This window comes from Pseudomonas sp. NPDC089392 (genome assembly GCF_044749595.1).
Lineage (GTDB): Bacteria > Pseudomonadota > Gammaproteobacteria > Pseudomonadales > Pseudomonadaceae > Aquipseudomonas.
The window spans coordinates 19275-35349 of record NZ_JBIVIF010000012.1 but is presented as its reverse complement, the minus strand read 5'-3'; the positions used below and the strand labels follow the sequence as shown (position 1 = coordinate 35349).

The following is a 16075-nucleotide window of genomic DNA, read 5'->3' as shown; positions in this document are numbered from 1 at the left end:
CAGACTCAATCGAAAATGCCAGCAGCAATGTTGATGGTGAACCCCAGAATCGCCGTATTGAACACGAACCCCACCAGTGAATGCGCCAGCACCACCCGCCGCAGGCCGCGCCCAGCAACACCCACGTCGGAGGTTTGCACCGCCACGCTGAGGGTGAAAGAGAAGTAGTGGAAGTCCCAGTAATCCGGGTTGCGCTCACCATCGGCGAAGCGCAGGGGCGGTTCGTGGGTATGCCCGGTGTAGAACAGCCGGGCGTAGTGCAGGCTGAAGATGCAGCCGATCAGCAGCCAGGAGCCGGCCACGGTCAGCCCGGTGTAGAGGTAGTGGAGGGCCAGGGCCGTGCCTTGCAGGCCGCGGCTGGAAACCAGTTGCAGGGTGACGGCGGCGAGGCTGGCGATGGCGGCGATGCACACGGTGAGCAGGACCAGGCCGGCGTTTTCGTCTTCGACGCGGGCCACCTTGCGCACCTTTTCCGGGCTGGCGGTCCATGTCAGGTAGAGCACCAGCAGCAGGTACAACCACACGCCAAGGTTCCAGCCAGCGAGGATGTGCTGCACGCTGTCGCCAGCGGGGATCAGCCAGGCGCCGGCAAGGCCGACCACGGCGGCGATGCTCAGGCGGGGGTGGGTGCGGGTCAGGCGGTGGAAAGCCATGGGGCCTCGATTGCGGGGGCATGGCTACTACTCTAGACCGTCCTGATACAGTTGAGCGGCATGCGCGGTCCCTGTAGGAGCGGCCTTGTGTCGCGATAGGGCCGCAGCGCGGCCCCGGCGATTGTCGCTGCGAAGCTGAAAGTGTGGGGCCGCTTCGCACCCCGATCGCGACACAAGGCCGCTCCTACAAGGGTTCGCGTGGCCTGTTGTTTTCTTTGCCGCCCATCGCACGGCATTGCAACTCTCAGTACACTGCACACTCCAACCCCAACATCCGTTGAACTCGAGGTTTTTGCATGACGCTCAGTCCTTTGGCAGGCAAGCCGGCTCCGGCCAGCGTGCTGGTCGATATCCCCCGACTGCTCACCGCCTACTACACCGGCCGCCCGGATGCTGCCGTGGCGGCCCAGCGAGTGGCCTTTGGCACTTCGGGGCACCGGGGCACTTCGCTTGAGTTGAGCTTCAACGAGTATCACGTACTGGCTATTACCCAGGCCATTTGCCTGTACCGCCTGGAAAAGGGTATCGACGGCCCGCTGTTCATTGGTGCCGATACCCATGCCCTGTCTGCACCGGCCACCGCCAGCGCCCTGGAAGTGCTGGCAGCCAATGGCGTGCAGGTAATGCTGTCCAAGGATGACGAATACACGCCCACCCCGGCCGTGTCCCACGCCATCCTCTGCTACAACCGTGGCCGCACCCAGGGTCTGGCCGACGGCATCGTCATCACCCCGTCGCACAACCCGCCGCAAAGCGGTGGCTTCAAGTACAACCCGCCCAATGGCGGCCCGGCAGACAGCGACGTGACCAAGTGGATCGAAGCCAAGGCCAACGAACTGTTGGCTGCGAACCTGGCAGGCGTCCAGCGCATGGACCATGCCCAGGCGCTGCAGGCACCGACCACCCAGCGCCACGACTACGTGAGCAACTACGTGGCCGACCTGGAAAACGTCATCGACTTCGACGTCATCCGCAATGCCAAGCTGCGCCTGGGCGTGGACCCGTTGGGCGGGGCAGGGGTGCGCTACTGGTCGGCAATTGCCAAGTATTACCAGCTTGACCTGGAAGTGGTGAATACTGAAGTCGACCCAACCTTCCGCTTCATGACCGTCGACTGGGACGGCCAGATCCGCATGGACCCATCCTCGCCGTACGCCATGCAGGGCCTGATCGGCCTGCGCGAGCGTTTCGACGTGGCCTTCGCCTGCGACCCGGACCATGACCGCCACGGCATCGTCACCCCCGACGGCCTGCTGCAGCCGAACAACTACCTGGCCGTGGCCATCGACTACCTGTACCGCCACCGCCCGCAATGGCGTAGCGATGCCGCAGTCGGCAAGACCGTGGTCTCCAGCGGCCTGATCGACCGCGTCACCCAGCGCCTGGGCCGTGAGCTGTACGAAGTGCCGGTGGGCTTCAAATTCTTCGCCCAGGGCTTGTTCGACGGCTCGCTCGGCTTTGGTGGCGAGGAAAGTGCGGGTGCTTCGTTCCTGCGCCGTGATGGTTCGGTATGGGCCACCGACAAGGACGGGCTGATCCCGGCCTTGCTGGCTGCCGAGATGACCGCCCGCACCGGGCGTAACCCGAGCCAGGCCTACGCCGACCTGACCGAGGCGCTGGGCAAGCCGTTCGCCACCCGTGTCGAGGCCAAGGCCGATGCACGGCAGAAGGCCCTGCTGAGCAAGCTGGCACCGGAGCAGGTGAAGTCGACCGAGCTGGCTGGTGAGCCGATCGTGCAGATCCTCAGCCATGCCCCGGGCAACGGCCAGGCGATTGGCGGGCTGAAGGTGATGACCGCCAACGGCTGGTTCGCCGCACGCCCTTCGGGCACTGAAGACATCTACAAGATCTACGCCGAAAGCTTCATCGACGAGGCGCACTTGCAGCGTCTGGTACAGGAAGCGCAGGTGTTGGTGGATGCGGCGATTGCCTGATTGGGGCATGAAGTGCCTGGCTTGGGCTTTGGGTTGTGAGTGAGATCGAGCGCCGCCCGCGCGGCGCTTCGCAGCACAAGGCTGCTCCTACATCTGTTTCGGGCCAGTCCATCCTGTGAGGTCACCGCTGTCCGCCTTGTTTGTTCCCTTCGATATCGAAGGAGACGCTGCTCTTCATCAATCTCCAGCCATGCACCAAGGCTGCCACCCACCTGGCACAGGAATAATTGGCCCGAAACAGATGTAGGAGCAGCCTTGTGCTGCGAAGCGCCGCGCGGGCGGCGCTCGATCTCACCTGCACCACAAAATTCAAGCCAAACCCCCTCAACGGCACAAACCATCTGGTGCTGCAATGCGATGTAAATTAGAATTAATCTTATTTACACCGCCGCAGGGCCTTCCCCATGATCGACGCCGCGCCGCCACCGGAGCCTAGCCTGCCTGCCCTGTACCGGGAGCATCGCAGCTGGCTGGAAAACTGGCTGCGCCGGCGCATGGGCAATGCCTGGGATGCCGCCGACCTCAGCCAGGATACCTTCCTGCGCGTCCTGGCCAGTGCCCAGCCACTGGCAGACATTCGTGAACCACGCGCCTACCTGCTGACCGTGGGCAAGCGCCTGCTGAGCAACTTCCACCAGCGGCGCAGCCTGGAGCAGGCCTACCTGGACGCCTTGGCGCATTTGCCCGAGCAGCATGTGCCTTCGCCAGAGCAGCGCTGGATATTACTGGAAACCCTGCAAGCGCTGGATGAACTGCTCGACGGCCTGAAGGCGCCGGTGCGCAAGGCTTTTCTCTGGAGCCAGCTGGAAGGCCTGGGCTATGCCGAAATCGGCGAGCGCCTGGGCGTTTGCCAGCGCTCGGTGAAGCGCTACATGGCGCAGGCTTACGAACACTGCCTGCTGGCCGAATTGCAATGACCAGCCACTCCCCCGACACCCGCGAAGCTGTACGTGCTGCGGCGCGTTGGCTGGCACTGCTGGACTCTGGCGACGCCAACGAAACGGACTTGCAGCGCCTGGCGCAATGGCGCGCCAGCAGTAGCTTGCACGAAGACGCCTGGCAAAAGGCAGCATTGCTGCGCGCGCGTTTTTCCGGGTTACCTGGGCCGTTGGCAATGGCCACCCTGGACCGTCCGGATGCCGGCCGCCGCGCGCTTCTCAAACAGGCCCTGGGCGTGGCGGCGCTGCTGCCGGCGGCCTGGCTGGTGAGCCGCGAGTTGCCGCTGGAGGCCTGGACAGCCGACCTGCGCACCTCGGTAGGCGAGCGCCGGCAGGTACTGCTGAGCGATGGCACCTTCCTGCAGTTGAACACCGACAGTGCAGTGGATATCGACCTTGGTGCCCATCGCCTGACACTGCTGCGCGGTGAAGTAGCGGTCAAGGTACCCTCTGACGTAAGCGTGACCTTGCAAGTGCCTTACGGCCAGGTGGCGCTCAATGACGGTGAGGTCTGTCTGCGTCTGTTTGATGACGCCTGCCGGGTGTCGGTGGTCAATGGGGCGGCCCGCCTGCAGCCGTTGGGTGGCCCGGGAGTGCTGTTGCTGGCCGGGCAGCAGGCCAGTTTGCGGGTGGCAGGCGTCGGTCCTGCGAAAGCTTTTGATGCCTGGCCGCTAGGCTGGCGCGAAGGCGTGCTGCGCCTGGACGACCGCCCACTGGGCGAGTTGCTGCACGAACTGCGCAGGTACCGCCCTGGGGTATTGCGCTGGGCACCGGAGCTGGAGGGCCTGCGCGTTACCGGCACGTTCCGCCTCGACGATACCGACCGGGTGCTGGCCTTGCTCGCCGCCAGCCTGCCGTTGCAGGTGCAGACGCGCACACGTTATTGGGTGAGCCTGAGCGCACGAGAAAATCGTGCATGAGGCTGTCCCCTTTTTTTCCTTCGCCGGTCATTACCGGTAGGAGCAAATAAAGGGGAGCCTTGTTCAATGCCTGCAGTAATGTCTAGCCGCCTGCGCCCGTTGGTGTGTGCAGTGCGTCCGTTGTTCGCCATGAGCCTGTTGTTGTGCGCACCCGCCTGGGCCGATGAACCGGCCCGGCATGCCTACCAGGTACCCGCTGCCAGCCTGGGTACTACGTTGACCCAATTTGCCGACCAGGCAGGTGTCAGCATTTCGCTGGACCCGGCGCTGGTCAAAGGCCGTCAAAGTAACGGCCTGTCTGGCACCTACAGCGTCGACGAAGGCTTCACTCAGCTGCTACGCGGCAGCGGCTTGCAGTTGCTGCCGGTGGGTGAGGGGGCCTTCACCCTGATGCCGGCGCCCCAGGCCGGTAGTGCCCTGGAAATCGCCCCGACCAGCATCGTCGGTGGCTTGGCCGCAGGCAACGAAACGCAGCCCTATGCCGGTGGCCAGGTAGCACGCCAAGGTGCGCAAGGCCTGCTCGGCTCGCGCGACTTCATGGAAACGCCGTTCAGCATTACCAGCTACACCAGCGAACTGGTGAAGAACCAGCAGGCGCGCACCTTGGGCGAGCTGATTGCCAGCGACCCCTCGGTACGCGCCACCAACCCGGCCGGCGGGCGCTTCGAGCAGTTCACCATTCGTGGCTTCAGCCTGTTCAACAGCGATGTCGCCTACAACGGCCTGTACGGCATCTTGCCGACCTATTCGATCGACATGGAAATGGCCGACCGGGTCGACATCATCAAAGGCCCCAGCCAGCTGCTCAACGGCATTTCGCCGCGTGGCAGCGTGGGCGGCGGTATCAATGTGCAGCCCAAGCGGGCAGGCGACAAGCCGATTACCGAATTCACCGGCAGCTTTGCCTCCGGCAGCCAGGCGGGCGGTGCAGTGGATGTTGGCCGCCGCTTTGGCGAGGGCGACCAGTTTGGCGTGCGCTTCAATGGCGTGAAGCAGTCCGGTGATACCGAATGGGATCATCAAAGCGTCGATCGCGAAATGGCCGTGCTGGGCCTGGATTTTCGCGGCGAGCGCCTGCGTCTGTCGGCAGACCTGGGGCATACCGAGCGTGATACCGACGCGCCCCAGGAGCGCGTGCTGGTAGGTGCCAACGCCAAGGTGCCGGATGCCAACGATGTACGCCACAACTACGCCCAGGCCTGGAGCGAGGCGCGCACCAACGACACCTTTGGCGCGCTGCTTGCCGAGTACGATCTAAGCGAGTCGCTGCTGGCCTATGGCGCGGTCGGCGCGCGCAAGAGCAACCATGACTTCCTGCGCCACAACGTGTCGATCATCAACGATGCCGGTGACTTCACCGTGCAGCCGCGTGACTTCACCCGCGATGAATCGGTGCGCACGGCCATGGCCGGCCTGCGCAAATGGTTGCATACCGGGCCGGTCAGCCATGAGCTGAACCTGGCCGCCAGCTACTTCTACATGGACTTCACCAACGGCGGTGCGCGCTATGCCTCGGCGCCGAGCAACCTGTACAACCCGGTAGCCACGCCGACGCCGGGCACGCCAACCCGCCTCGACCCCGAGGTCTACACGGAAAACCGCTTCTCCGGCGTGGCCCTGGCCGACACCCTGGGCTTTTTCGACGACCGCTTGTTGCTGACCCTGGGCGCGCGCTGGCAGCGGGTGCAGGTGGATGACTGGAGCGACGGCATCAAGGGCGATACGGCTTACGATGAAGAGAAGGTCTCGCCCTCCGGTGGCGTGCTGCTCAAGGTCACCGACCAGCTGTCGTTGTACGCCAACTACATGGAGGGCCTGAGCCAGGGCAAGATCGCCCCATCGACCTCGATCAACGAAGACCAGATCTTCCCGCCGTTCACCAGCCGCCAGGTCGAGGTTGGGGCCAAGTACGACCTCGGCCAGGTGGCCTTCACCGCCAGCGCCTTCCGCATTCGCCAGCCGGCCTACGAGACCAATGCCACCTCACGGGTGTTCGGCCCCAACGGCAAGCGTGACAACCGCGGCATCGAGCTGAGTGTGTTCGGTGAACCGCTGCAAGGCGTGCGGGTGTTGGGTGGGGTGATGTACATCGACAGCGAGCTGACCGACACCGTCGGTGGTGCCTACGACGGCAACCGCGCGCCGGCCACGCCCGAGTACAACGTCAACCTTGGCGCCGAGTGGGATGTGCCAGGGGTGAACGGCCTGACTTTGACGGCGCGGGGTATTCACTCCAGTTCGCAGTACCTGGACCAGAACAACAGCAAGCAGATCGATGGCTGGGAGCGGTATGACCTGGGGGCGCGTTACGCGTTCAAGGTGGATGCTACCGAGGTGACCTTGCGCGCCAGTGTCGAGAACGTGCTGGATGATCGTTACTGGAGTTCGGCGGGGGCGTCGGATGACAGTGAGCCGGGGTTGACCCTGTCCACCCCGCGCACCTACCTGCTGTCGGCAACAGTCGGTTTCTAAGCCCGGCAGGCAGGCCTTGCTCATTCCCTGTGAAAACGTGAATCCAATGCTTACGCGATCCCTGTAGGAGCGGCCTTGCGTCGCGAAAGGGCCGCAAAGCGGCCCCGGCGGTTTCAGCGGCGAAGCTGAAAGTGTGGGGCCGCTGCGCGCCCCATCGCGACACAAGGCCGCTCCTACAGGGGATCGCGTAAGCCTGCGAAGTCAGCCCGCCCCAGCTTCTGTGCCTGCCCCTGCAACACCCGCATCAAATGCAGCGCCGCATGCGACGGCGGCTCGAAGCGCGAGTAGACAAAGCTGATATCGAAGTGAATCTCATCGGCCAACGGCACCACCGCCAACCCGCTGTCCTGCGCCACGAACTCGTCGATCACGCTGATACCCATGCCTTGCTTGACCAGCGCCACGGCTTCGTTGGCATTGGTGAACGACAACAGTGATTTCAGCTGCAGGCCACGGCGCTCGATATGCCCGGCCAGCAGTTTGCCAAACGGCATGTCGGGGCGGAACAGCAGCAAGGGGTGACCATCCAGTTGCTGCAAGGTCAGCGCGGCCTGCCCGGCCAGCGGGTGGCCGGGCGGCATCACCACCACCATGCGTCCGCGCATGAACGCCTGCGAATGCAGGTGATCGTGCACCACGGGCAGGGCGGCAATCGACAGGTCGACTTTTTTCGACAGGATCTGGTTGGGCATTTCACCCATCAGCGAGGTCTGCCATTCGATGTTCAGCGATGGCGACTCCCGCTTGAGTTGTGCCAGGGCAATCGGGATGACCACCGTCGACAACGACGCGCTGCACGAAATGCGCAGTTTGCGCTGGCCACCGGCGCCCAGTGCCAGGGCGCACTCGTTGACCTCCAGCGCAGCCTGGTACACCCGCTCGACTTCGCGGAACAGCACCTGCGCTTCGGCCGTCGGCACCAGGCGGTTGTTGATGCGCTCGAACAGTGGGTAGGCCAGCCGACCTTCGATGTACTGGATCAGCTTGCTTACTGCCGGTTGCGACACATACAGCAGCTTGGCCGCAGCGCTGATCGAGCCAGTCAGCATCACCGCCCGGAACACTTCCATGTGCCGCAGTTTGAACACCATCGGGCTGGCATCCGCGCCTTCATTGCCAAGCAGCATATTTATTACCTTCGGTTATGGTCTTCGCCATCTGGGTATGTGCGCCAAACCCGGCCACGCAGTATCGTGAACCCAGCCTGATCGCCCTTGCGGCGCACCATAACAAGATCTGCAGGCAAGCGCAGTGGCGCTTGAAGGGAGTGCTGCGTGAACATCTTTGACGAAGCGAAGATCGATTGCCATAACCATTTGTTTGACCCCGCGCGTTTCCCCTACCACGCCGATGCGCCCTACGCGCCCTCTGGCCAGGAAGTCGCCACCCAGGAACAGTTCACCCGGGTGATGGACGCCTATGGGGTGCAACATGCCTTGCTGGTTGGGCCCAACAGTGGCTATCACACCGACAACCGCTGCCTGCTGCATGCCTTGGCCACCGGGCAGGGTCGCTTCAAGGGGGTGGCGGTGGTCGCGCCGGATATCACCCTCGACGCGCTGTCGGCATTGCAGGCACAGGGCGTGGTCGGCATCGCCTTCAACCCCGCGTTGTATGGGGTATCCAGCCTCAAGGGCGTTGACCCGTTGTTCGGCAAGCTCGCCGAGCTTGGTCTGTTTGCCCAGGTACAGGTGTGTGAAGACCAGTTGCTGGACCTGCATGGCCTGCTGCAAGGCTCGCAGGCACGCCTGTTGATCGACCATTGCGGCCGCCCGGATGTTGCCGCCGGGGTGCAGCAAGCCGGTTTCCAGGCGTTGCTGAGGCTGGCCGACAGTGGCCGCGCCTGCGTGAAGCTGTCGGGCATGCAGAAGTTCGCCGCAGCCGATGCCTTGCTGGAACAGAGCAGTGCCTACGTTCACGCCTTGCTCGAAGCCTTTGGCGCCGAGGCCTGCGTATGGGGCTCCGACTGGCCGTTCATTCGCCAGCGCTCGCGGGTCGACTACGGCCCTTTGTTGAAACTGGCCGAACACCTGATGCCCGATGCCCGGCAGCGCCGCACGGTGATGTGGGACACCCCGCGCCGACTGTTCGGGTTTGCCTAGAAACCTGTTGCTTGCCATTCCAATAACAAGAGAGCAATCGTCATGAACACTGAACAGAACGCCAGCCTCGGGGTGTTCGACACCCCGGCGCGTGCGCAGCAACGCACCCGCACCCGCTTCATGATCCTGGCGCTGATTTCCGGCGGCACCATGATCAACTACCTCGACCGCAGCGTGATGGGCATTGCCGCGCCCAGCATCAGTGCCGACCTTGGCCTGAACGCGGCGATGATGGGGGTGATCTTCTCCGCGTTTTCGTGGACCTACGCCGCCGCACAGATTCCGGGCGGTATCCTCATTGACCGCTTGGGTACCAAGCTGACCTACTGGCTGGCGCTGACCCTGTGGTCGCTGTTCACCGGCCTGCAAGGCCTGGCGCAGGGCTTCCTGTCGCTGCTGGGCATGCGCTTCCTGGTCGGGGCAACCGAAGCCCCGTGCTTCCCGACCAACAGCCGCGTGGTGGCCACCTGGTTCCCACAGAGCGAGCGGGCCAGGGCGACCGGTATCTACACCTTTGCCGAATACACCGGGCTGGCGTTCCTCACGCCGCTGCTGTTCTGGGTACTGCACGCCTACGGCTGGCGCTTTCTGCTGCTGGCCGTGGGCCTGCTGGGCATCCTTTACGGTCTGGTGTGGTGGCGCAAGTACCACGAACCGTACCAGACGACTACGGCCAACCAGGCCGAACTGGACTACATCGCCGCAGGCGGCGGGGTGGTCGATGGCGGGCAGAAGGCCACAGCGTTCAGTTGGTCGCAGATCCCGGCGCTGCTCAAGCACCGCAACATGCTCGGCATCTGCCTGGGCCAGTTCGCCTGCAACTCCACCAACGTGTTCTTCCTCACCTGGTTCCCCACCTACCTGGTGACCGAGCGGCACATGCCCTGGCTCAAGGTCGGCTGGGTGGCGGTACTGCCGTTCATTGCCGCCTCGCTTGGCACCCTGGTTGGCGGCTGGCTGTCCGACGCCTTGCTGCGCCGCGGCTACTCGCTGAACGTGGCGCGCAAGCTGCCGGTGATCGCCGGGCTGCTCACCGCCTCGGTGATCGTGTTGGCCAACTATGTCGAGTCCGACGCGCTGGTGATCGCCATCCTGTGTATCGCCTACTTCGCCCAGGGCATGTCGGCGCTGGCCTGGATGATCGTGTCCGATATCGCCCCCAAAGGCCTGCTGGGCCTCAGTGGCGGCCTGTTCAACCTGTTCGCCAACGCGGCCGGCATCGTCACCCCGTTGACCATCGGCATCATCGTTTCGCTGACCGGCTCGTTCGTCTGGGCCCTGGCGTTCGTGGCGTCGATCACCGTGCTTGGTGCGCTGTGCTACCTGTTCATGGTCAGTGACTTGCGTCGCTTGCCGGATATTCCTTCTGTCGAAAATGGAGCAAAACAATGAGCCAGTACCTGCAAGGCCAGACCGCAATCGTGACCGGTGGCATGCGTGGCATCGGCCTGGCGATCGCCCAGCGGCTGCATGCTGCCGGCGCCCAGGTGGTGATCTGGGACCTCGCCGTCGATGGCTGGAGCAGCGCTGAAAATGGCTTCGAGCCGGTGCTGCGCCAAGCGGTGGATGTGTCATCGCTGGCGTCGGTGGAGGCCGCCTTCGCCGAGACACTGGCGCGTTTGGGGCAGGTGCAGATCCTGGTCAACAACGCCGGTATCAACGGCCCGGTGGTGGCCTCGTGGGAGTACCCGCCAGAGGCCTGGGACAAGGTCATCGGCATCGACCTGAACGGGGTGTTCTATTGCTGCCGCACCGCCATCCCGCACATGCGTGAAAACCGCTACGGGCGCATCGTCAATATCGCTTCCATGGCCGGCAAGGATGGCGTGCAGTACATCTCGGCCTATTCGGCAGCCAAGGCCGGGGTCATCGCCTTCACCAAGGCGGCGGCCAAGGAGCTGGCGCAGGACGGCGTGCTGCTCAACTGCGTGGCACCGGCCATGGTCGAGACACCGCTGATGGCCGAGATGACCGCCGAGCATATTGCCGCGAGCAAGGCCAAGATCCCCATGGGGCGCTTCCTCAAGGCCGAGGAAATCGCCAACATGGTCAGCTGGATTGCCGGGCCCGAGTGCAGCTTTACCACCGGCTTTGTGTTCGACCTCAGCGGCGGGAGGGCGACCTATTGAATGGCCTGGGTGTGGCGCACCTGACGGCGCTGGAGCTGGCGCCGGCCAGGCTGGTGCGTGAGGCGCGCCGCGCCGGCTTCAGCGCGGTAGGGCTGCGTTTGCACCCGGTCATGCCGGGGGCGCAGGCCTATCCCGTAGCGGCGGGTAGCCAGGCGATGCGTGAGCTGCGGGCGGTGATGGCGGGGGAAGGTGTGCGTGTTAGCGACATCGAATTTGTTTCATTGACGGCACAGACACAGGTCGCCGACTACGAAGCGCTACTGGCCGCAGGTGCCGAGTTGGGTGCGCAGAGCCTGACGGTGTCCGGGGACGATGACGATGTTGCGCGGCTGACCGGCAACTTTGCAGCGCTGTGTGAACTGGCGCGTGGCCATGGTCTGCGGGTAGACCTGGAGTTCATGCGCTGGCGGTCGGTGGCGAACCTGCAACAGGCTTGCGCGGTGGTGACGGGGGCAGGGCAGGACAACGCCGGCGTACTGGTCGATGCCTTGCACCTGTTCCGTTCGGGTGGGCAGGTGACGGACATCGCTTTGCTCGACCCGCGTTGGCTGCGAGCGGTGCAGCTATGTGATGCACCGCTGCAGGCGCCCGCCGACGAGCTGATCATCCAGGAAGCCCGCGAGGGCCGTTTGCTGCCAGGCGACGGGCAACTGCCGCTGGTGCAGTTGCTCGCCGCATTGCCGAAGGACGTGAGCGTCAGTGCAGAAGTACCGTGTGCCCATTTGCACGGGCAAGCGCGCTTGATCGCCGCTGCACGCTCAACCCGTGCGCTACAGGCTGCCGGTCATTCCTGATCGGGTACCACGGCGATCACGTCGATCTCCATCAGCCACTCGGCCTGGGCCAAGCCGGCCACCACCAGCCCGGTGGAAATCGGGAACACGCCCTTGAGCCACTTGCCCACTTCCTTGTACACCGGCTCGCGGAAGCGCGGGTCGGTGATGTAGGTGGTGGTCTTGACGATGTGCGACAGGTCAGAGCCGGCCTCTTCAAGCAGTTGCTTGACGTTCTTCATCGCCTGCTCGGTCTGCGCCTGCGGGTTGCCCAGGCCCACCAGCTTGCCTTCAAAGTCGGTACCTACCTGGCCACGCACATAGATGGTGTTACCGGCCCGCACGGCCTGGCACAGGTCGTTGTCCAGGGTCTGGTTGGGGTAGGTTTCCTTGGTGTTGAACATGCGGATGCGAGTATGGGTAGGCATCAGTGGGCTCCGAGGGTGCTGACGTTGCTGATCAGGTTGTCTTGCTCATCCGCTTCGCGCTGTTCGCGGTCGCGGTAGGCGGTATAGGTGCGTTGCGTGGCGATGTGGCCGGCGACGTGCTTGGCGTCGTGCCATACGCCCCAGATGAACGACGAGCCACGGCGCGACAGCCACGGCAGGCCAAGGAAGTACACGCCTGGCTCGCGGGCCACGCCGCGCTGGTGCTGGGGTTTGCCGTTGGCGTCGAAGGTATCTACCTGCAGCCAGCTGAAGTCCACGCCGTAACCGGTGGCCCAGATGATGCTGCTGACGCCGGCCTGCGCCAGGTCCAGCTGCTGCAGCGGGTTGGTCATGCAAGCTGGATCGGCCAGGCGTTTGCGTGCTTCGGGCTCTTCCGGCAGGTCCAGGCCGTTGCGTTCGATGTAGGCATCAGCGGCATCCAGCAGGGCCAGGTAGTTTTCGTCGCCACGGTTGATGTTCTCGACCAGGTTGTCCTGGAAACGCGCCACGCCGTTCTCGAACGACTGGGTCAGGCCGACCAGGGTCATGCCCTGATGGGCGAGGGCACGGAAGTCCACGGTGTGGCCGCCGCGGGCACCGCTCACGGCAATGGTCACGTGCTCGCGGCCGGGCTTGGCGATTTCCGCATCCCACTCACCCAGCACGCCCAGCCACCAGCAGAAGTCGCGGTTGCGGTAGGCGCGTGGCGGGCGGTCGTGGGCGCCGACCGACAGGTACACCTGGCGCCCGGCACGCATCAGCTCTTCGGCGATCTGCACGCCGGAGGAACCGGCACCCACCACCAGCACTGCGCCTTCAGGCAGTTGCTCTGGGTTGAAGTAGGCGGCGGAGTGGATCTGGTGCAGGTTGCTGTCTTTCGGCGCGATGGCCGGGATCACCGGTTTCTGGAACGGGCCGGTAGCAGCGACCACACGGTTGGCGCGAATCACGCCTTCATTGGTTTCAATGGTGAAGCCTGGGCGGTCGCTGTTGCGCACCACGCGCTTCACTTCGATGCCGGTGCGCACTGGCAGGTTGTACTTGCGTACGTACTGCTCGAAGTAGTCGGCGACCTGGTCCTTGCCGGCGAAGGCGTCGGCATCGAGGTTGAATTCCAGGCCTGGGAAGCGGTCGTGCCAGACCGGGCCGTTGGCTACCAGCGAGTCCCAGCGGCCAGTGCGCCAGGCCTCGGCAATGCGGTTGCGCTCCAGCACCAGGTGCGGCACGCCAAGCTTGCTCAGGTGTTCGCTCATGGCCACGCCGGCCTGGCCGGCGCCGACCACGAGGGTGTCGATTTCGAAGTTGTTCAGTGTCATGTCCGAGCCCTTGTTAAGGCGGTTTTTGTCAGGTCGGTTTGGAGGACCGCCGTTGCCTGGGGCCAGACTAGGGATGCTGTGGAAATGGCGAAAATAGTATTTAGCTGGTGCTTGCCGATAAAACGGCGAAGGCCTTGTGTTATTTGGCTTGTGGGGTGGGTTGGTCGGGTGCATGTCGTGGATTTTGAGGTGGTGCGCAGATCGAGCGCCGCCCGCGCGGCGCTTCGCGGCTAAAGCCGCTCCTACGTTTGTTTCGGGCCAGTGCATCCTGTGCCTGGCGCGCGCGACCGCCTTGTTTGTACGACGCGATTTCGAGGTGTACGCCACGGCGTTCGCGCACAAATGCCACAGGCATAATTGGCCCGAAACAAATGTAGGAGCGGCTTTAGCCGCGAAGCGCCGCGCGGGCGGCGCTCGATCTCCGCCCGAGCCTAGTTTTTTCCTGCCTACCCCCTCGGAAAAAGGTCGTTTCGCCTGCCGAAAGGTCCACCCAGAATGCCGTGTATCGCACAGCACAACAGGAACCTAGACATGACGTTCTCCATCATTGGTCGTTGCCAGGAAACCGGCCAGGTCGGTATTGCCATCAGCTCGTCGAGCATCGCCGTGGGCGCCCGTTGCCCGTGGGTGCGGGCCGGCGTGGGCGCGGTCTCTACCCAGAACATCACCCTGCCGGCGCTGGGCCCGCAGATTCTCGATGCCATGGAGCGGGGCCAGTTGCCGCCTGCCGCAGCGCTGGACCGGATACTGAGCGCCAATGGCTGGAGCGAGTACCGTCAGGTCACGGTGATCGACAGCCACGGCCAGGTGGCGCTGTTCACTGGCCGCGAGGCGCTGGGCACGCACAATGCCGTTGCCGGTGAGCAATGCGCAGCAGCCGGTAACCTGCTGTCCTCGACCCAGGTGGTCGAAGCGATGGTGCTGGCCTTTGAACAGGCCGGCGGGCACCTGGCCGACCGCCTGCTGGCGGCCATGCACGCGGCGATGGCTGCTGGCGGTGAGGCCGGGCCGGTGCATTCGGCGGCGTTGAAGATCGCCGGCGAATTGACCTGGCCACTTGTAGACCTGCGCGTTGACTGGGCCGATGCCGACCCGATCGGTGTGCTCGATGGCCTGTGGCAAGCCTACCGCCCACAGATGCAGGATTACGTCACCCGTGCCCTCAATCCGACCGCCGCACCAAGCTACGGGGTGCCGGGTGATGAGTGAGTTTGCCAGCCGCACGCTGCTGGCCCGGCTGATCGGCTTTGCCACGGTCAGCCGCGACTCCAACCTGGCACTGATCGGCTTCATCCGTGACTACCTCGCCGAGCTGGGGGTGGAAAGTGAGCTGTTTCATAACCCGGAAGGCACGAAGGCCAACCTGTTCGCCACCATCGGGCCCAAGGATGTCGGTGGCCTAGTGCTTTCGGGGCATACCGATGTGGTGCCAGTGGATGGCCAGGCCTGGACGGTCGATCCGTTTGCCCTGAGCGAACGCGACGGGCGCCTGTATGGCCGCGGTACGGCCGACATGAAAGGTTTCATTGCTTCGGTACTGGCGGCGGTGCCCGCATTCCTCGCCCAGCCCTTGCGCATGCCGGTACACCTGGCGTTTTCCTATGACGAGGAAGTCGGCTGCCTGGGCGTGCGCTCGATGCTGGCAGCGCTTGAACGGCGCCCACACAAACCGCGCCTGTGCCTGATCGGCGAACCCACCGAGCTCAAGCCGGTGCTGGGGCACAAGGGCAAGCTGGCGATGCGCTGCCAGGTGCATGGCGCGGCCTGCCATTCGGCGTATGCGCCGTATGGGGTGAATGCCATCGAGTATGCGGCGAAGCTGATCGGCAGGTTGGGAGAGATCGGTGATGCATTGGCCTTGCCTGAGCATCACGACGAGCGTTTTGACCCACCGTTCTCAACGGTGCAAACCGGGGTGATCAAAGGGGGCAGGGCGCTGAACATCGTGCCAGCCGAGTGCGAATTCGATTTTGAAGTGCGCGCATTGCCGGGGTTCGAGGCGCAGGCGGTGGCCGAGCAGTTGCAGGCTTATGCCGAGGCCGAGCTGCTGCCGCGTATGCGCAAGGTCAATGCCGACAGTGCCATTCGCCTGGAGCCTTTGAGTGCCTACCCGGGGCTGGCTACACCAGAGGACAGTGAAGCCGCGCGGTTGGTGGCGTTGCTCAGTGGGTCGGATGAATTCGGCACGGTGGCGTTTGGTACCGAAGGCGGGCTGTTCGACAAGGCGGGCATCCCGACCGTGGTGTGCGGGCCTGGCAGCATGGACCAGGGGCACAAGCCGGATGAGTTCGTCAGTGTCGAGCAGTTGCAGGGCTGTGATGCCATGCTGCTCAGGCTGGTGGACTACCTCAAGCAGGATTGACGGTGTTGGCTTCTTCGCGGGTGAACCCGCTCCTACAGGTACTGCACT

The 16075-nt window shown here is 64.2% G+C and carries 13 protein-coding genes and 1 pseudogene; 10 read left to right on the top strand and 4 right to left on the bottom strand.

Features of this window, described 5'->3' with window-relative positions; translation table 11 throughout:
- Positions 1 to 5: 5 nt before the first annotated feature.
- The gene (locus tag ACIP1G_RS13140) at positions 6 to 653 is read right to left on the bottom strand and encodes a DUF1345 domain-containing protein (RefSeq protein ID WP_400737487.1); all 648 of its coding nucleotides are present in this window, start codon (positions 651 to 653) and stop codon (positions 6 to 8) included.
- 296 nt (positions 654 to 949) lie between these two features.
- Between ACIP1G_RS13140 and pgm the strand changes: the two genes are divergently transcribed.
- The 4 genes from pgm (at position 950) to ACIP1G_RS13120 (ending at position 6917) form a co-directional block, all read left to right on the top strand.
- Positions 950 to 2587 (top strand): phosphoglucomutase (alpha-D-glucose-1,6-bisphosphate-dependent), encoded by a 1638-nt coding sequence (pgm, locus tag ACIP1G_RS13135; RefSeq protein WP_400737485.1) that lies wholly within the window; start codon positions 950 to 952, stop codon positions 2585 to 2587.
- Positions 2588 to 2991: 404 nt separating this feature from the next.
- A complete protein-coding gene (locus ACIP1G_RS13130; RefSeq protein WP_400737483.1) occupies positions 2992 to 3504 on the top strand; it encodes a sigma-70 family RNA polymerase sigma factor in 513 nt (170 codons plus the stop codon).
- Complete coding sequence (locus ACIP1G_RS13125) at positions 3501 to 4445, top strand: FecR domain-containing protein (RefSeq protein WP_400737481.1); 945 nt, start codon at positions 3501 to 3503, stop codon at positions 4443 to 4445. Before ACIP1G_RS13130 ends, ACIP1G_RS13125 begins: the two co-directional genes overlap by 4 nt.
- A 66-nt stretch (positions 4446 to 4511) precedes the next feature.
- Positions 4512 to 6917, top strand: a complete 2406-nt coding sequence (locus ACIP1G_RS13120; protein WP_400737479.1) for a TonB-dependent siderophore receptor — start codon at positions 4512 to 4514, stop codon at positions 6915 to 6917.
- 173 nt (positions 6918 to 7090) lie between these two features.
- On the opposite strand, the gene ACIP1G_RS13115 is transcribed toward ACIP1G_RS13120, so the two are convergent.
- On the bottom strand, positions 7091 to 8044 hold the full coding sequence (locus tag ACIP1G_RS13115; RefSeq protein WP_400737477.1) for a LysR family transcriptional regulator: 954 nt from the start codon (positions 8042 to 8044) through the stop codon (positions 7091 to 7093).
- A gap of 147 nt (positions 8045 to 8191) precedes the next feature.
- Between ACIP1G_RS13115 and ACIP1G_RS13110 the strand changes: the two genes are divergently transcribed.
- The 4 genes from ACIP1G_RS13110 to ACIP1G_RS13095 are packed head-to-tail and all read left to right on the top strand — an operon-like array spanning position 8192 to position 11942.
- Entirely contained in the window at positions 8192 to 9019 is an 828-nt protein-coding gene (locus ACIP1G_RS13110) for an amidohydrolase family protein (RefSeq protein WP_400737475.1), read from the top strand.
- A gap of 42 nt (positions 9020 to 9061) precedes the next feature.
- Positions 9062 to 10411 (top strand): MFS transporter, encoded by a 1350-nt coding sequence (locus ACIP1G_RS13105; RefSeq protein ID WP_400737472.1) that lies wholly within the window; start codon positions 9062 to 9064, stop codon positions 10409 to 10411.
- On the top strand, positions 10408 to 11148 hold the full coding sequence (locus tag ACIP1G_RS13100; protein WP_400737469.1) for an SDR family NAD(P)-dependent oxidoreductase: 741 nt from the start codon (positions 10408 to 10410) through the stop codon (positions 11146 to 11148). Before ACIP1G_RS13105 ends, ACIP1G_RS13100 begins: the two co-directional genes overlap by 4 nt.
- A complete protein-coding gene (locus tag ACIP1G_RS13095) occupies positions 11145 to 11942 on the top strand; it encodes a sugar phosphate isomerase/epimerase family protein (RefSeq protein ID WP_400737467.1) in 798 nt (265 codons plus the stop codon). The genes ACIP1G_RS13100 and ACIP1G_RS13095 overlap by 4 nt, the downstream gene beginning before the upstream one ends.
- Here the strand turns inward: ACIP1G_RS13095 and ACIP1G_RS13090 are convergent.
- Both ACIP1G_RS13090 and ACIP1G_RS13085 read right to left on the bottom strand, forming a co-directional pair.
- The gene (locus tag ACIP1G_RS13090) at positions 11933 to 12349 is read right to left on the bottom strand and encodes a RidA family protein (RefSeq protein ID WP_012271993.1); all 417 of its coding nucleotides are present in this window, start codon (positions 12347 to 12349) and stop codon (positions 11933 to 11935) included. The two genes, ACIP1G_RS13095 and ACIP1G_RS13090, sit on opposite strands and share 10 nt — an antisense overlap.
- Positions 12349 to 13751 (bottom strand): annotated as a pseudogene (locus tag ACIP1G_RS13085) (flavin-containing monooxygenase). Before ACIP1G_RS13085 ends, ACIP1G_RS13090 begins: the two are co-directional and overlap by 1 nt.
- Positions 13752 to 14196: 445 nt before the next feature.
- Between ACIP1G_RS13085 and ACIP1G_RS13080 the strand changes: the two are divergent.
- Both ACIP1G_RS13080 and argE read left to right on the top strand, forming a co-directional pair.
- Positions 14197 to 14874: a DUF1028 domain-containing protein gene (locus ACIP1G_RS13080; RefSeq protein ID WP_400737465.1), complete on the top strand. Its 678-nt coding sequence runs from the start codon at positions 14197 to 14199 to the stop codon at positions 14872 to 14874.
- On the top strand, positions 14867 to 16027 hold the full coding sequence (gene argE / locus ACIP1G_RS13075; RefSeq protein WP_400737462.1) for an acetylornithine deacetylase: 1161 nt from the start codon (positions 14867 to 14869) through the stop codon (positions 16025 to 16027). The genes ACIP1G_RS13080 and argE overlap by 8 nt, the downstream gene beginning before the upstream one ends.
- The last annotated feature ends 48 nt before the right edge of the window (positions 16028 to 16075 follow it).